Here is a 14,157-nt window from a genome sequence, read left to right as displayed (position 1 = left end):
CGCTGTCCACCGCGCACAGCAGCACCCCTCCGTGGCTCGACGACCGGCCCGGCCCCCGCCGATCCACCAGCACGTCTCCGTCCCTGGCTCTCGGTAGGCTGCCGCCCATGGGCGAGCTGGAGGGGACGAACGTCCCGGGGGACCCGAGCCGGATGCGCATCTCGGACGCCGACAGGCACCGGGTGGCCGAGGTGCTGCGGGAGGCGGCGGGGGAGGGGCGGCTCGACCTCGACGAGCTCGACGAGCGCCTCGAGATGACCTTCGAGGCCAAGACGTACGCCGACCTGGTGCCGATCACCGCCGACCTCCACGTCGTCCAGCCGGCCCCACCGACGGCGTCGCCGGCGCCGCGCGCGGGCGGCGTACCTGCCGTCGGGCACGCGTCGTCGATCGCGATCATGGGCGACTGCAAGCGGCGTGGTGTCTGGCAGGTCCCCGTCAACCACGCGGCGTTCGCCCTGATGGGCAGCATCACCCTCGACCTGCGCGAGGCGCTCCTGGCCGGACCGGAGGTCACCATCAACGCCAGCGCCATCATGGGCGACGTCAAGATCCTCATCCCGGCGCACGTGCACGCCGTCGTCGACGGCACTCCGATCATGGGCGACTACGGCCAGGGCAAGGACAAGGTGGCCGCCGACCTCGGCCCCGCCTCGCCGACCGTGCGGGTCCGCGGCCTGGCGCTCATGGGCTCGGTCCAGGTCGTCCGGCTGCCCCCGCCCGGCACGCCGCGCAAGATGCTCGGCCACTACTAGGCGCCCGACACGCCGCGAGGCCCGCCCCCGGGATGCGGGGACGGGCCTCGTCGTGCTCGGGCGGAGCGGTCAGGCCTCCTCGGCGGAGTGGACCTCCTCGCCGTGGTCGGCCATCTTCTCGGCCTGCTCCTTGGCCTTCGGGTCCTCGCGCTCCGGGATCCGGCCGGCGCGCGACTCGTCGACGGTGAGGTTCTCGCCGGTCGCCGGGTCGAAGAGGTGGATCTTGGTGGAGTCCACCCAGATCTCGGCCTCGTCACCCTCCGCGATGCGGCTGGCGCCGTCGAGCGACACGACGAGCTGGGTGCGCATCTGGTCCCCGTCGAGGTCGTGCTCGAGCTGCGTGAGCTGCTTCTGGACCTCCGGCGGCGCCTCGAACGGGATGTAGGCGTAGGCCTCGTTGCCGAGCCACTCCACGACGTCCACGGTGGCCCGGAAGGTCGAGCCCGAGGAGGTGTCGTCCTTCACCGAGGCGTCCTCGAAGTGCTCGGGGCGGATGCCGGCGATGAGCAGCCCCTTGCCCTGGGCCCGCTCGGCCCGCTCCTGCGGGATCTGCACGGTGCCGAAGGGCAGCTTGACCGACGTGCCGTCGACCTCCGCGGGCAGGAAGTTCATCGGCGGGGAGCCGATGAAGCCGGCCACGAACAGGTTGCCCGGGTTGGTGTAGAGCTCGCGCGGCGTGGCGAGCTGCTGGAGCACACCACGCTTGAGCACGGCCACCCGGTCACCCAGGGTCATCGCCTCGGTCTGGTCGTGGGTGACGTAGACCGTGGTGATGCCCAGCCGCTTCTGCAGCCGCGAGATCTCCGTGCGCATCTGGCCACGGAGCTTGGCGTCGAGGTTGGACAGCGGCTCGTCGAAGAGGAACGCGTCCGCGTCGCGCACGATCGCGCGCCCCATCGCCACCCGCTGGCGCTGACCGCCCGACAGGTTGCCGGGCTTGCGCTCGAGGTGCTCGTCGAGCTCGAGCGTCTTGGACGCGTTGCGGACCTTCTTGTCGACCTCGTCGTCGGACGCCCCGGCCAGCCGCAGCGGGAACGCGATGTTCTCGTAGACGGTCAGGTGGGGGTAGAGCGCGTAGTTCTGGAACACCATCGCGAGGTTGCGGTCGCGCGGGGCGAGGTCGTTGACCTTCTTCTCACCGATGATCATGTCGCCCGAGGTGATGTCCTCGAGGCCCACGATCATCCGCAGGAGGGTCGACTTCCCGCAGCCCGACGGGCCGACGAGGATCATGAACTCCCCATCGGCGACGTCGATGCTGACGTCGTTGACGGCGGGGAAGCCGTCGCCGTACTTCTTGACGATGTTCTTCATGTCAATGGCAGCCATGAGAGATCAACCCTTCACTGCGCCGGAGGTGAGGCCGGCGACGATCTTGCGCTGGAACAGCAGGACGATGATGATCACGGGGATCGTGACGATGACGGATGCCGTGGCCAGCTGGCTGTACGGCGGGTTGAACGGGTCCGGGCCCACGAAGAACGACATCTGCGCCGGGACCGTGCGGGACCTCGTCGTCGACGTCAGCGAGATGGCGAGCACGAACTCGTTCCAGGCGAAGAAGAACGTCAGGATCGCGGCGGTGAAGACTCCGGGAGCCGCGAGCGGGACGATCACCTTGCGGAAGGCCTGCCACGACGTGGCGCCGTCGACCTGGGCGGCCTGCTCCATCTCCCACGGGATCTCGCGGAAGAAGGCCGACAGGGTCCAGATCGCCAGCGGCAGCGTGAAGGTCATGTAGGGGATGATCAGGCCGGGCCAGGTGTTGAACAGGCCCAGTGTCCGCCACATGTCGAACAGCGGGCCCACCAGCGAGACGACGGGGAACATCGCGATGGCCAGGGCCATCGAGAGCACGATGCGCTTGCCCTTGAACTCCAGCCGCGCGATGGCGTACGCCGCCAGCGTGGCGAAGATGACCGACAGCAGGGTCGCGATGAGCGAGATGCCGAAGCTGTTGATCAGGGCCCTGGTGAAGTCCCCGTTGTCGAGGATCGCCGAGTAGTTGTCGAGCGTGGGGTCCTTGGGCAGGAACTGCGGGCTGCCGGCCGTCGTCTCGGCGAGCGACTTGAAGGACAGCGAGATGATCCACACCACGGGCAGCAGGCACCAGATCATGATCAGCGCGAAGCCGATCCAGGTGCCGATTCCGGTCTTCTGCTTCATCAGCCCTCACCCCTCGCCTGCGCCAGGTCGACCCGGAACAGCTTGACGATCCCGAATGCCAGGATGAGCACCGAGAGGAACAGCAGCACCGAGAGGGCCGAGCCCATCCCGAGCTGCATCTGCTCGATCACCTGGCGGTAGGTCAGGAACGAGATCGACTCGGTGTCCTGCGCTCCCTTGGTCATGATGAAGATCTGGTCGAAGATGCGGTAGGCGTCGAGGGCGCGGAAGAGCACCGCGACCATGATCGCCGCCTTCATGTTCGGCAGGATCACCTTCCACAGCCGTTGCCACCACGTGGCGCCGTCCACCTGGGCCGCCTCCAGCATGTCCTCCGACACCTGCGAGAGGCCGGCGAGGAGCAGGAGCGCCATGAACGGCGTGGTCTTCCAGATCTCGGAGATCATGATCGCGAACATGGCCGGCCAGTGGGAGCCGAACCAGTTGAAGTTCTCGTCGAAGAACGGCAGCCACGCGTTGACGAAGCCGTTGTTGAGCGAGAACGCGAACTGCCAGGCGAAGGCCGAGACCACCGTGATGATGCCGTAGGGGATCAGGATCGAGGTCCGCATGAGGCCGCGGGCGACCATGATCTTGTGCATCACCATCGCGAAGCCGAAGCCGATGACCAGCTCCACCCCCACGGTGACCACCATGATCAGCACGGTGTTCCAGGTGTCCTTCCAGAACAGCGAGTCGGTGAGGATCGTGCCGTAGTTGCCCAGCCCCACGAACTCGCGGTCGTCCGGTGACGTCAGCCGGTAGCGGAACAGCGAGAGGTAGAGCGCCTGGAGCATCGGGTAGGCCGTGACGAGGACCATCATGATGACGGCGGGTGCCACGAGCTTCTGCCCGAGCCTGTTCTCGGCGGCCGTGCGGTCGCTCGCAGCGGCCTTGCCCGACCGCTTGGTGTCGCGCTGGGAGTCGGGTGCGACGGTGGTGGTCACAGCAACGACCCTCCCTTCAGGATGTCCTCGGCGAACGAGTTGGACTGCGACGGGGTGTCGGAGTCGACGCCCGCCGGCGGGTGCCAGGTGCTCTGGATCGAGCTGGAGATGTCGGACCAGTACGGCGTCACCGAGCGCGGCGCGGCCGCGTCGACGCTGTCCTTGAACAGCTGCCGCAGGTCGTCGGGGTAGAGCTCCTTGAGCTTGTCGGAGTCGTACGCCGCGGGGCTCGCCGGCATGTTGCCGGTGATCTCCGCGTTGGTGCTCTGCTGCTCCGGCTCGACCAGGCACATCGCCGCCTCGAGGGCGTTCTCCTTCTCGGAGGAGTACTCGCTGACGCCGATGCCGATGCCGCCGTACGGCGGACGCGACTCCTCGCCCTCGACGGTCTCCGGGTACATCGTGTAGCCGATGTCCTTGGCGACGTCGGGCGCGCTCTCGTCGTAGTTGTGCCAGATGTAGGTCCAGTTGACCAGGAAGGAGCCCTCGTCGGAGCCGAACGTCGAACCGGCCGTGCCCTCGTTGGAGACCGAGAGGTCGGAGGGAGCGGCCTCGGAGGAGGCGAGCTTCTCGATGACCTTGGCGGCGTCGTCACCGGCCTGGCTGTCCAGGCCGAGGGTGGCGTCCGCGCCCTTCTCGGCGTCCTCGACGATGTTGCCGCCGGCACCCGAGATGAGGGCGTTGATCCACACGGAGTAGCCCTCGTACTTGTTGGCCTGGACCCCGATCTTGCCGTCGTTCTCGCTGGCGGCGTCGATGATCTGGTCCCACGTGACGGGCTTGCTCATGTCGATGCCGGCCTTCTCGACGAAGGACTTGCGGTACCAGAGCACCTGCGTGTTGGACCAGAACGGGAAGACCACGAGCTGGTCCTCCCAGGTCGCTGCCGCCGTGGCACCGTCGAAGGACTGCTCGGTGAGCTTGTCCTGCATGTCCTGGGGGATCTCGGCCAGGAACCCGGCGTTGGCGAACTCGGCCGTGTACGGCGGGTCGAGGCTCATCAGGTCGATGGCCGGGTCCTCTGCCGCGAGACGGCGGGCCAGCTGGATGCGCTGCTGGCCGGCGTCCTGGGGCAGGACCTGGACGGAGATGGTGTAGTCGTCGGTCGAGCAGGCCTCGGCGATGGCCGCCTGCCCGCCGCTGTCCGGGTTGATGTACCAGATCAGCTCGGGCTTGCCGCCGCCGTCGCCCGAGCAGGCGGCGAGTGATGCGGTGCAGGCCAGGGCTGCGGCGAGTGCCGCAGCCTGCCGTGGTGCCCGACGCCTCGAACGGCGCCGTGAGGGACGGTGCATGCGTTCCTCCCCTGTTGTGGTGTAGGTCACGTCTAGTCCCTGCGGAGGCGTTTGGCAAGACGCCGCGACCGCCGCGAGACGCGGATCCCCCACGTGGTAGGGGATTCAGCTCGCGCGGTCGGCGGTGCGGCGGATCGCCTCGACGAAGGTGTCGAAGAGCTGCTCCGGCATGTCGTGGCCCATCCCGTCGATGAGGAGGAGCTCGGTTCCCGGCACCGCCGAGGCCGTGGCGCGCCCGCCCGAGACGTGGACCATCTTGTCCGCCAGCCCGTGGACCACGAGCGCGGGGATGCCGAGGGAGCGCAGGGCGACGGTGCGGTTGGGCTGGGTGACGATGGCCAGCATCTGGCGCATCACGCCGCTGGCGTCGAAGCCGCGGTCGAAGGTCTCCTCGGCGCGATGCCGGCGGGTCTCGGCGTCGGTGGGGAAGCCGGGGGAGCCGATCATCTTCCACATGGCCGCGCTGGACTGGACGTAGGCCTCGCGGCCGGGCTTGCGGGGAGCGACGAGCATGGGCAGCAGCTGGGGGCTCTGCCAGCCGACCGTGCGCCGCCCGGTCGTCGACATGATGCTGGACATGGACAGCACCCGCGCGGGGGCGGCGACGGCCATGGTCTGGACGATCATGCCGCCCATCGAGACGCCGGCGACGTGCGCGGCCTCGATGCCGAGGTGGTCGAGCAGGGCCAGTCCGTCGGCGGCCAGGTCGTCGAGGGTGTACGGCGTCCGCGCCCGGCCGGTGGAGAACGCCCGGACCAGCTGGGCGCGGCCGACCCGGACCTTCACCTTCGTCGAGCGGCCGGTGTCGCGGTTGTCGTAGCGGATGACGAAGAAGCCGGCGCGCGCCAGGCGCTCGCAGAAGTCGGCGTCCCACCACGTCATCGGCCCGCCCAGACCCATCACGAGCAGCAGCGGGTCGTCGTCGGGGGACCCGAAGGTCTGGTAGCACAGCTCGATGCCGTGGCTGACGGGGGCGAAGAGCTCCTCGGACACGCGCACCTCCTCCCGGGGCTGGTCGGGACGGGGCGGGCCGGCGCTGGGCATGCCCCCAGTCAACAACAGCGGCGGGAGGATCGGGCCCCGGTCCACCCCCAGGTGGGCGAATCCGGTGCCGGGTCCCCGGCCCCGGGGCCTGATGGCGCTACGTTTGTTGATGTGACGCCGACCACACTCGCGGACTTCCTGCGCCCGGAGGGCTTCGACCGCCCCCTGGCCCGGGCGGTGCTGGGCGAGGGCCGGGTCGTCGGCGAGGCGGGCCGCTACGCGCTGGCGGCGGTCGGCCACCGCGGACGGCGGGGCACGCCGTACTCCTCCCGGACGCTGCCGCGCACCGACGACCCGGTGCTGCTGGTCCCGGGGTTCATGGCCGGCGACGGCAGCCTGGGCCTGATGCGGCGGGCGCTGGTGCAGCAGGGCTTCCGGGCCTATCGCTCGCAGATCCACGCCAACGTCGGGTGCACCCTGGACGCCGCGGCGCTGCTCGAGGCGCGGCTGGAGTGGATCGCGCAGCGGCGCGGCTCGCGGGTGCGCGTCGTCGGGCACAGCCTCGGCGGGATGCTGGCCCGCGGCGTGGCCGCCCGCCGCCCGGACCTGGTGTCCGGCCTGGTGACGCTCGGCAGTCCGGTGCTGGCCCCCGGCGCGCACCACGTGAGCCTGGCGGCGAGCGTCGCCCTGCTCGTGCGGCTGAGCCGGGCCGGCGTGCCGGGGCTGATGTCGCAGGACTGCGTCGCCGGCGACTGCGCGCGCCAGAGCTTCGACGACGGTCGCGCGCCCCTGCCCGAGCACGTCGACTTCACGGCGATCTACAGCCGGCGCGACGGCATCGTCGACTGGCGCGCGTGCCTCGATCCGGCGGCCCGTCCGGTGGAGGTGCGGGCCTCGCACGTGGGCATGGCGGTCGACCCGCGGGTCATCGCCGAGGTCGTGCGGGGCCTGCGCCCCGGTGCGTCAGTTGTCGAAGTCGATCGCGGAGAAATCGCGTAGCTTCGCGAGCTGGTGCTCCGAGCTGATCCGGCGGATCGTGCCGCTGCGCGAGCGCATCACCAGCGAGTCGGTGGTCGCCCCGTCGGCGCGGTAGCGCACGCCGCGCATCAGCTCGCCGTCGGTGATGCCCGTGGCGACGAAGAAGCAGTCGTCGCCGGTGACGAGCTGGTCGGTGTCGAGCACGAAGTCGGGGTCGAGGTCGTGGCCGGCGTCGAGGGCCTTCTGGCGCTCGTCGTCGTCCTGGGGCCACAGCCGGCCCTGGATGACGCCGCCGAGGCTCTTCATCGCGCAGGCCGCGATGATCCCCTCCGGGGTGCCGCCGATGCCGAGGAGCAGGTCGACACCGGTGTCGGGGCGGGCCGCCATGATCGCGCCGGCCACGTCGCCGTCCTCGATGAACTTGATCCGGGCGCCCGTCTGGCGGATGTCCTCGACGAGCTGCGCGTGCCGCGGGCGGTCGAGGAGCACGACGGTCACGTCGTGGGGCGAGCTGCCCTTGGCCTTGGCCACCCGGTGGATGTTCTCCGCGACCGGCAGGCGGATGTCGACCACGTCGGCGGCCTCGGGGCCGGTGACCAGCTTCTCCATGTAGAAGACGGCCGAGGGGTCGTACATCGAGCCGCGGGGAGCGACCGCGAGCACCGCGATCGCGTTGTTCATGCCCTTGGCGGTCAGCGTGGTGCCGTCGATCGGGTCGACGGCGACGTCGCACTCGGGGCCCGTGCCGTCGCCGACCTGCTCGCCGTTGTAGAGCATCGGGGCGTTGTCCTTCTCGCCCTCGCCGATCACCACCGTGCCGCGCATCCCGATGGTCGAGATCATCACCCGCATGGCGTTGACGGCCACACCGTCGGCGTCGTTCTTGTCGCCGCGCCCGACCCAGCGCCCGGCCGCCATGGCGGCCGCCTCGGTGACCCGCACCAGCTCCAGGGCGAGGTTGCGGTCGGGCTTCGGCACGGTCTCGCTCGGCGTCATGGGCGCATGCTAGCCGCCCTCCTCGTCGTGGCCGTAGCGGCTCACGGCCGTCGCCTTGACGGACAGCCACACCTCACGTCCCGGTGCGAGGCCCAGCTCGTTGGCCGCCTGGGGCGTCACGTCCGCGAGCAGTGCGGGCTCGGTCCCGACGAGCAGGCGTACGGCGTCGCCGTGCTGCTGGGCGCTCGACACGGGCCCCGACCACGTGAGTCGGGCCGACCCCTCGGGCCGTCGCAGGCTGACGGTGACGTCGCGCGGCCGGAACGAGGTGAACCCGTCGGCGTCGCGCAGCACGTTGAGCCCGACCAGGCGGGCCACGTGCGGGGTGCGGGGGTGGGCCGCCACGTCCTCCGGGGTGCCCTGCTGGGCGACCCGGCCCTCGTCGAGCACCACCACCCGGTCGGCCAGCGCCAGCGCGTCCAGCGCGTCGTGGGTGACCAGCACCGTCACCCCGTCGTAGTCGCGCAGGTGCCGGGCCAGCTCGATCCGCAGCGCCATCGCCACGGTGACGTCGAGGCCGGCCATCGGCTCGTCGAGGAGCAGCAGCCGGGGCTCGGTGGCGAGGGCGCGGGCGATGGCCACCCGCTGTGCCTGGCCGCCGGAGAGCTGGCCGGGCCGACGGTCCGCGAGGTCGCCGAGCCCCATCCGCTCCAGCCACCCGTCCGCGCGGTGGCGGGCCTCGCGGCGCGCGACGCCGCGGGACCGGGGGCCGAAGGCGACGTTGTCGCGGGCGGACAGGTGCGGGAACAGGGCGCGGTCCTGGAAGACCAGGCCCACCTCGCGCTCCCGCGCGGACCGGGGCAGCAGGTCGACCCCGTCGAGGTGCGCCCGTCCCTCGGCGACCACGAGGCCGGCCAGGGCGTGCACCAGGCTGCTCTTGCCGGCGCCGTTCGGACCGATGAGGGCGATGACCTGTCCGGGGTGGCCGACCAGGGCCGCCCGCACGCGGCCGGGCACCTCGAGGTCGACGTCGAGCCCGGTGCGGTCCCGGCTCACGCCGCCGCCAGCCCTCGGCCGCCCAGCCCCCGGTCGCCCAGCCACCGATCACGCAGCAGGAGCAGCACGGCCAGGGAGAGCGCCAGCATGACCAGGCTGAGCGCCTGCGCGGCGCCCTGGTCGGCCTGCCGGGTCACGTAGATCAGCGTCGGCATCGTCTGGGTGGTGCCCGGGTAGTTGCCGTTGAAGGTGATCGTGGCGCCGAACTCGCCCAGCGACCGGGCCCAGCCCAGCACCATGCCGGCCAGGATGCCCGGCACGGCCAGGGGGACCGTCACCCGTCGGAAGGTCGTCCAGCGGGTGGCCCCCAGCGTCGCGGCAGCGGCGTCGTACACCGGGTCGGCGGAGCGGAGCGCCCCCTCGATGGCGATGACCACGAAGGGCAGGGAGACGAAGACGTGGGCGAGCACGACGCCCCACGTGGTGAACGGGAACGCGAAGCCGGTCAGCTCCAGCAGCGGCTCGCCGATCACGCCCGTGCGGCCGAAGGCGTCGCGCAGGGCGATGCCGGCCACCACCGGCGGCAGCACCAGCGGGACGGTGACCAGGGCGCGCACCAGGCCGCGGCCCCGGAAGTCGACGCGGGCCAGCAGCCACGCCAACGGCAGGCCCAGGACGAGGCACACCAGCATCGCGACCGTCGAGGTGACCACGCTGAGGCGCAGGGCCTCGCGCAAGGGCTCGGACGCGAGCTGGGCGGGCATCTGGGACCAGTCGGTGGCCGCGACCAGGGCGACGAGCGGGACGACGAGCACGAGCACCGCGAGCACGGCCGGCACCATCAGGACCGCGGGCGGACGCCCGAGGGGGTCGTGGGTCATGCCGCGGGGTCGGGCACGGTGAACCCGGCGTCCTCCAGCGCCGTCCGGCCGGCGTCGGAGAGCAGCAGGTCGACCCAGGCCCGGGCCAGGTCGGGGTCGCCGGCCTGCTCGAGGGTCGTCACGTCGTACGTCGTCACGACGTCGGCCGCCTCGGGGATCTCGACGGTCGTCACGCTGTCGCCCGCGGCCACCGCGTCGGTGGCGTAGACGAGCCCGGCGTCGACCTCGCCGGAGGTGACCTTGTCGAGGGTCGCGCGGACGTCGTCCTCCAGGCTGGCGGGCTCGGCGGTCACCCCGGCGGCGTCCAGCACCTCGAGGGCGACCCGGCCGCACGGCGCCTCGTCGGCGCAGCGCACCCAGCTCGTCCCCTCCAGGTCGGCGAGCGACTCGATGCCCAGCGGGTTGCCCGGCGCGGTGACCAGGACGAGCACGTTGGTGGCGAACGCGTCGACCCCACCCGTCACCCCGGCGTCCTCGGCGATCCCCATCGAGGTCGTGTCGGCGGTGGCGAGCACGTCCCCGGGGGCCCCGTCCGCGGCCTGCTGGGCCAGGTCGGTGCTGCTGCCGAAGCTGAAGCGCACGTCCGCCCCCTCGTCGGCCTCGAACGCCGTGCCCAGCTCGGTGAAGACGTCGGTGAGGGAGGCGGCGGCCAGGACGGTGAGCTGCTGCTCGTCGGCGCTCCCCGTCCCGTCGTCCCCGCACCCGGCGAGGGCCAGGGCGAGAGCGACCGCCCCCAGGGACGCACTTCGGAGACTCGTCATGCGCAGAGTGTGCCGCACCTGCGGCTGGAACGTCACTCTTCGGGCTGCAGGTGCGGATTCTCAGCGGAGGCGAAGCCGTGCTCGGCGAGGATGGCCTGCCCGTCCTCGCCCAGTGCGAAGTCGATGAACTCCTGGCCCTCGTCGGGATCGCTCGCCCCCGCCAGGAGGGAGAGGGCGGGGAAGGTGACGCGGTCGCCGGACCACGGCAGCTCCATCACCTCCACGTCGTCGCCCGCCGCCGCAGCCTCCGAGGCGAGGACGAGGCCCGCGTCCGCCGATCCGTCCACGACCCGTCGGACGGCGGCCGCCGAGTCGGTGCCCGACGGGCTCCCGGCCTCGACGTCGATGGCGGCGAGGACGGGCTGGGCGGCGCGGCCGCACGGCTCGTCCGCGGCGCACACGGACAGGTCGGCACGCCGCAGGTCCGCGAGGCCCTCGATCCCGGCCGGGTTGCCGCGCGGCACGACGAGGACGAGGTGGTCCTCGGCGAGGACCATCGGCTCACCCGTGAGGAGGCTGTTGACCGAGTAGAGGCTGATGGGGTCCGCCGCGACGAAGACGTCCGGCCCGGCGGCGCCCTCCTGCGTGGACGCCTCGACCAGGAGGGTCGTCAGGGTGGTGGTGGCTCCGGAGGTCACGTCGACCGAGACGTCGGACTCCTCCTCGAACGCCGTGGCGAGGTCCGCCAACGCGTGGCGCAGCGACGAGTCGGCGTACACCTCGATCGTCTTCTCCGGCCCGGAGGTCGAGCGCACGACGAGGGCGACGACGCCGACGAGGAGCAGGACGAGGAGCACCGCGGCCCCGACGAGGACCGCGCGGGGCGGGCGCCTCACGGGACCTCGACCACGACGTGGGTGGACTTGACCGAGGCCACGGCGCGGACGCCCGGCTCGAGCCCGAGCTCGTCGGCGGCGTCGGCGCTCATCAGCGACACCATCCGGTGCGAGCCGCACACCATCTCCACCTGGGCCATGACGTGGTCCTTCTTGACCCGGGTCACGATGCCGCCGAGCCGGTTGCGGGCGCTGACTGCGCTGGCGCGGGACTGCTCACGGTCCGGCTCGTCGAGCAGCGACTCCGCGAGCGCGGCGAGGTCGGTGCCCCGGATCGTCGTGGGGGAGCGGCCGTCCCCGGGCACGGCCGGCAGCCGGCCGGCGTCGACCCAGCGCCGCACGGTGTCGTCGCTGACGCCCAGCACGTCGGCGGCCTCGGAGAGGCGGTAGGTCGTCATGGCGCGATTGTCTCCCATCGGCCCGCTGCCGCCGACCACGACGGGCGGGTACGACGCGCTGGGGCGGTACGGGACAATCGGCACCGTGAGCGACAGCGGCGTCACCCCACCCACCGTGAGCGAGCCCACCGGCAAGCCCTCGCGCCACCAGCGCTCGGCCGCCGGCATGGTCGGCGCGATGATCATCACCCTGCTGGTCATCGGCGGCTTCCTCGCCCTGCGCGGGGTGACGCGGGACCAGGCCGAGGTCGACGTGGCGCCGGTGGACTACCAGGACGCCGTGGCGGCGGCCGCCGATGCCGGCCTCGCGCTGGTGCACCCGCGCGAGCTGCCCGACGGCTGGAAGGCCACGAGCGTGGACCTCACGCGCGACGAGTCGCCGGCCTGGGCCATGGGGATGCTCACCGACGAGGGTCGCTTCGTGGGGATCCGGCAGGAGGAGGAGTCGGCCGACGACATGGCTGCGGTGGCGATCGACGAGGACGCCGTGGCGGGTGAGCAGGTGAGCCTCGACAGCGAGGTTGCCGACACGTGGACCGCCTGGACCGACGAGGGCGGGGACACGGGGTACTCCGCGGAGCTCGGCGACCAGACCGTCCTGGTCTACGGCTCGGCCCCGCGCGCAGACATCACCGAGCTCGTCGGGCTGCTGCAGCGCTGAGCGCGCTCGACGGCTACTGCTCGGAGCTGTCGGCGGCCCGGGTGTCGTGCGTGCCGTCGATGACGGCGTCGAGGCGGGTGCGCGCGCCGTCGAGCCACTCCTGGCAGACCTGCGCCAGGCGCTCGCCGCGCTCCCACAGGGCGAGCGACTCCTCGAGCGTGGTGCCGCCGGCCTCCAGGGTGCGCACCACCTCGATCAGCTCCTCGCGGGCGGCCTCGTACGTCGGGGTGTCCTGCTCGGCGGGGGAGTCGCTCATCGCTTCTTCTCTCGGGTGGGGGGATCGATGTCGTCGTCCGGGGTGCTGGCGGCGGCGGTCGGGTCGGCCTCGGTGCCGGTCGCGGTGGCCAGCACCCGGCCGTCGGCCACGCGGACGGTGACCTCGGTGCCGACCGCGACCGCTCCGACGGAGGTCACGACGTGGCCGTCGGCGTCCTGGAGCACCGCGTAGCCGCGCTGGAGGGTGGCCAGGGGGGAGAGCGCCCGTGCCCGGGCGCGCTGGTGGCCGATGTCGTCGGCTGCCCGGTCGAGCCGGTGGCCCAGGGTGCGCCGGGCGCGCTCGAGCAGCTGGTCGAGCTCGTCGCCGCGTGCGACCAGCAGGGTGCGGGGGTCGGCCATCACGGGCCGGGAGCGGAGCTGGTCGAGGCGCTCCTGCTCGCGCTCGACGATGCGGGCCATCACGGAGCGGACGCGGTCGCGGGCCCAGGTGACCCCGGCGAGCTCCTCGGCCATGTCGGGCACGACCAGCTTGGCGGCGTCGGTGGGGGTGGAGGCGCGGACGTCGGCGGCGAGGTCGAGCAGGGGTGCGTCCTGCTCGTGGCCGATGGCCGACACGACCGGGGTGCGAGCCCGGTGCACCGCCCGGAGCAGGGCCTCGTCGGAGAACGGCAGCAGGTCCTCGACCGAGCCGCCGCCGCGCGCGATGACGATCACGTCGACGCTCGGGTCGGCGTCGAGGCGCTCGAGGGCCTCGATCACCTCGGTGGCCGAGCGCGGACCCTGCATCGCGGCGTACGCCGTGACGACGTCCACGGCCGCCCACCGCCGGCGGGCGTTGTCGACGACGTCGCGCTCGGCGGCGCTGCCGGGCGCGGTCACCAGGCCCACCCGACCGGGCAGGAAGGGCAGGTCGCGCTTGAGCTCGGGGGCGAAGAGGCCCTCGGCGGCCAGCAGCTGGCGGCGGCGCTCGATGCGGGCGAGGAGCTCGCCGAGCCCGACCATCCGGATCTCGCGCGCGTAGAGGGAGAAGCTGCCGCGGTTGGCGTAGAACGACGGTCGGGCGTGGACGACCACGCTGGCGCCCTCGACGATCGGCGGGTTGAGGGAGTCGAAGAGCGTGCGCTGGCAGGTGAGGGTCACCGAGATGTCGGCGATCGGGTCGCGCAGCGTCATGAAGACGGTGCCGACGCCGGGGCGTCGGTTGACCTGGGCGATCTGGCCCTCCACCCACACGGCGCCGAGCCGGTCGACCCACTGACTGACGGCGTTGGCCACGGCACGCACCGGTGCCGGTGACTCGAGCGTCGCGTCGCGGAGGGTGGCCACGCAGGGACCCTAGGCGACGGCACC

General features: G+C 72.1%; 16 protein-coding genes. 3 read left to right on the top strand and 13 right to left on the bottom strand.

The window, feature by feature from the left end; all coding sequences use genetic code 11:
• Positions 1 to 107: 107 nt before the first annotated feature.
• Positions 108 to 755 (top strand): DUF1707 SHOCT-like domain-containing protein, encoded by a 648-nt coding sequence (locus tag ASG94_RS04925; protein ID WP_056925244.1) that lies wholly within the window; start codon positions 108 to 110, stop codon positions 753 to 755.
• 69 nt (positions 756 to 824) lie between these two features.
• On the opposite strand, the gene ASG94_RS04920 is transcribed toward ASG94_RS04925, so the two are convergent.
• The 5 genes from ASG94_RS04920 to ASG94_RS04900 all read right to left on the bottom strand — a co-directional run bounded on the left by ASG94_RS04920 (position 825) and on the right by ASG94_RS04900 (position 6,204).
• Positions 825 to 2,084: an ABC transporter ATP-binding protein gene (locus tag ASG94_RS04920; protein ID WP_056925243.1), complete on the bottom strand. Its 1,260-nt coding sequence runs from the start codon at positions 2,082 to 2,084 to the stop codon at positions 825 to 827.
• Between the two features lie 6 nt (positions 2,085 to 2,090).
• Positions 2,091 to 2,921, bottom strand: coding sequence for a carbohydrate ABC transporter permease (locus ASG94_RS04915; protein WP_056925242.1), 831 nt, complete (start codon positions 2,919 to 2,921; stop codon positions 2,091 to 2,093).
• Positions 2,921 to 3,868 carry a carbohydrate ABC transporter permease gene (locus tag ASG94_RS04910; RefSeq protein WP_056925241.1) on the bottom strand — a complete coding sequence of 316 codons (948 nt, stop codon included), beginning with the start codon at positions 3,866 to 3,868 and terminating at the stop codon, positions 2,921 to 2,923. Before ASG94_RS04910 ends, ASG94_RS04915 begins: the two co-directional genes overlap by 1 nt.
• A complete protein-coding gene (locus tag ASG94_RS04905; RefSeq protein ID WP_056925240.1) occupies positions 3,865 to 5,160 on the bottom strand; it encodes an extracellular solute-binding protein in 1,296 nt (431 codons plus the stop codon). The genes ASG94_RS04910 and ASG94_RS04905 overlap by 4 nt, the downstream gene beginning before the upstream one ends.
• A gap of 105 nt (positions 5,161 to 5,265) precedes the next feature.
• On the bottom strand, positions 5,266 to 6,204 hold the full coding sequence (locus tag ASG94_RS04900; protein WP_235537131.1) for an alpha/beta fold hydrolase: 939 nt from the start codon (positions 6,202 to 6,204) through the stop codon (positions 5,266 to 5,268).
• Between the two features lie 111 nt (positions 6,205 to 6,315).
• Between ASG94_RS04900 and ASG94_RS04895 the strand changes: the two genes are divergently transcribed.
• Positions 6,316 to 7,143 (top strand): alpha/beta fold hydrolase, encoded by an 828-nt coding sequence (locus ASG94_RS04895; RefSeq protein WP_056925239.1) that lies wholly within the window; start codon positions 6,316 to 6,318, stop codon positions 7,141 to 7,143.
• Here ASG94_RS04895 and glpX read toward each other — a convergent pair.
• From glpX to ASG94_RS04865, 6 genes are read right to left on the bottom strand one after another with little or no spacing between them, the layout of a single operon-like run.
• Positions 7,108 to 8,118 carry a class II fructose-bisphosphatase gene (gene glpX, locus ASG94_RS04890; protein ID WP_056925238.1) on the bottom strand — a complete coding sequence of 337 codons (1,011 nt, stop codon included), beginning with the start codon at positions 8,116 to 8,118 and terminating at the stop codon, positions 7,108 to 7,110. The genes ASG94_RS04895 and glpX overlap by 36 nt on opposite strands.
• Positions 8,119 to 8,127: 9 nt before the next feature.
• Positions 8,128 to 9,114, bottom strand: a complete 987-nt coding sequence (locus ASG94_RS04885) for a sulfate/molybdate ABC transporter ATP-binding protein (RefSeq protein WP_056925237.1) — start codon at positions 9,112 to 9,114, stop codon at positions 8,128 to 8,130.
• On the bottom strand, positions 9,111 to 9,935 hold the full coding sequence (modB, locus tag ASG94_RS04880) for a molybdate ABC transporter permease subunit (RefSeq protein WP_056925236.1): 825 nt from the start codon (positions 9,933 to 9,935) through the stop codon (positions 9,111 to 9,113). The genes ASG94_RS04885 and modB overlap by 4 nt, the downstream gene beginning before the upstream one ends.
• Positions 9,932 to 10,696, bottom strand: a complete 765-nt coding sequence (gene modA, locus ASG94_RS04875; protein ID WP_056925235.1) for a molybdate ABC transporter substrate-binding protein — start codon at positions 10,694 to 10,696, stop codon at positions 9,932 to 9,934. The genes modB and modA overlap by 4 nt, the downstream gene beginning before the upstream one ends.
• 32 nt (positions 10,697 to 10,728) lie before the next feature.
• Positions 10,729 to 11,532: a molybdate ABC transporter substrate-binding protein gene (locus ASG94_RS04870; protein WP_056925234.1), complete on the bottom strand. Its 804-nt coding sequence runs from the start codon at positions 11,530 to 11,532 to the stop codon at positions 10,729 to 10,731.
• Complete coding sequence (locus ASG94_RS04865; RefSeq protein WP_056926298.1) at positions 11,529 to 11,930, bottom strand: TOBE domain-containing protein; 402 nt, start codon at positions 11,928 to 11,930, stop codon at positions 11,529 to 11,531. Before ASG94_RS04865 ends, ASG94_RS04870 begins: the two co-directional genes overlap by 4 nt.
• Positions 11,931 to 12,015: 85 nt before the next feature.
• Here ASG94_RS04865 and ASG94_RS04860 point away from each other — a divergent pair, with 85 nt between their 5' ends.
• Entirely contained in the window at positions 12,016 to 12,591 is a 576-nt protein-coding gene (locus tag ASG94_RS04860) for a DUF4245 family protein (RefSeq protein ID WP_162260785.1), read from the top strand.
• 13 nt (positions 12,592 to 12,604) lie between these two features.
• Here ASG94_RS04860 and ASG94_RS04855 read toward each other — a convergent pair whose 3' ends face one another.
• Both ASG94_RS04855 and xseA read right to left on the bottom strand, forming a co-directional pair.
• Positions 12,605 to 12,847: an exodeoxyribonuclease VII small subunit gene (locus ASG94_RS04855; RefSeq protein ID WP_056925232.1), complete on the bottom strand. Its 243-nt coding sequence runs from the start codon at positions 12,845 to 12,847 to the stop codon at positions 12,605 to 12,607.
• Positions 12,844 to 14,133, bottom strand: a complete 1,290-nt coding sequence (gene xseA, locus ASG94_RS04850; RefSeq protein WP_082623929.1) for an exodeoxyribonuclease VII large subunit — start codon at positions 14,131 to 14,133, stop codon at positions 12,844 to 12,846. The genes ASG94_RS04855 and xseA overlap by 4 nt, the downstream gene beginning before the upstream one ends.
• Positions 14,134 to 14,157: the final 24 nt, after the last annotated feature.

This window comes from Nocardioides sp. Soil805 (genome assembly GCF_001429625.1).
Classification (GTDB): Bacteria; Actinomycetota; Actinomycetes; order Propionibacteriales; family Nocardioidaceae; genus Nocardioides.
This window is presented reverse-complemented; position numbering and strand designations above follow the sequence as displayed.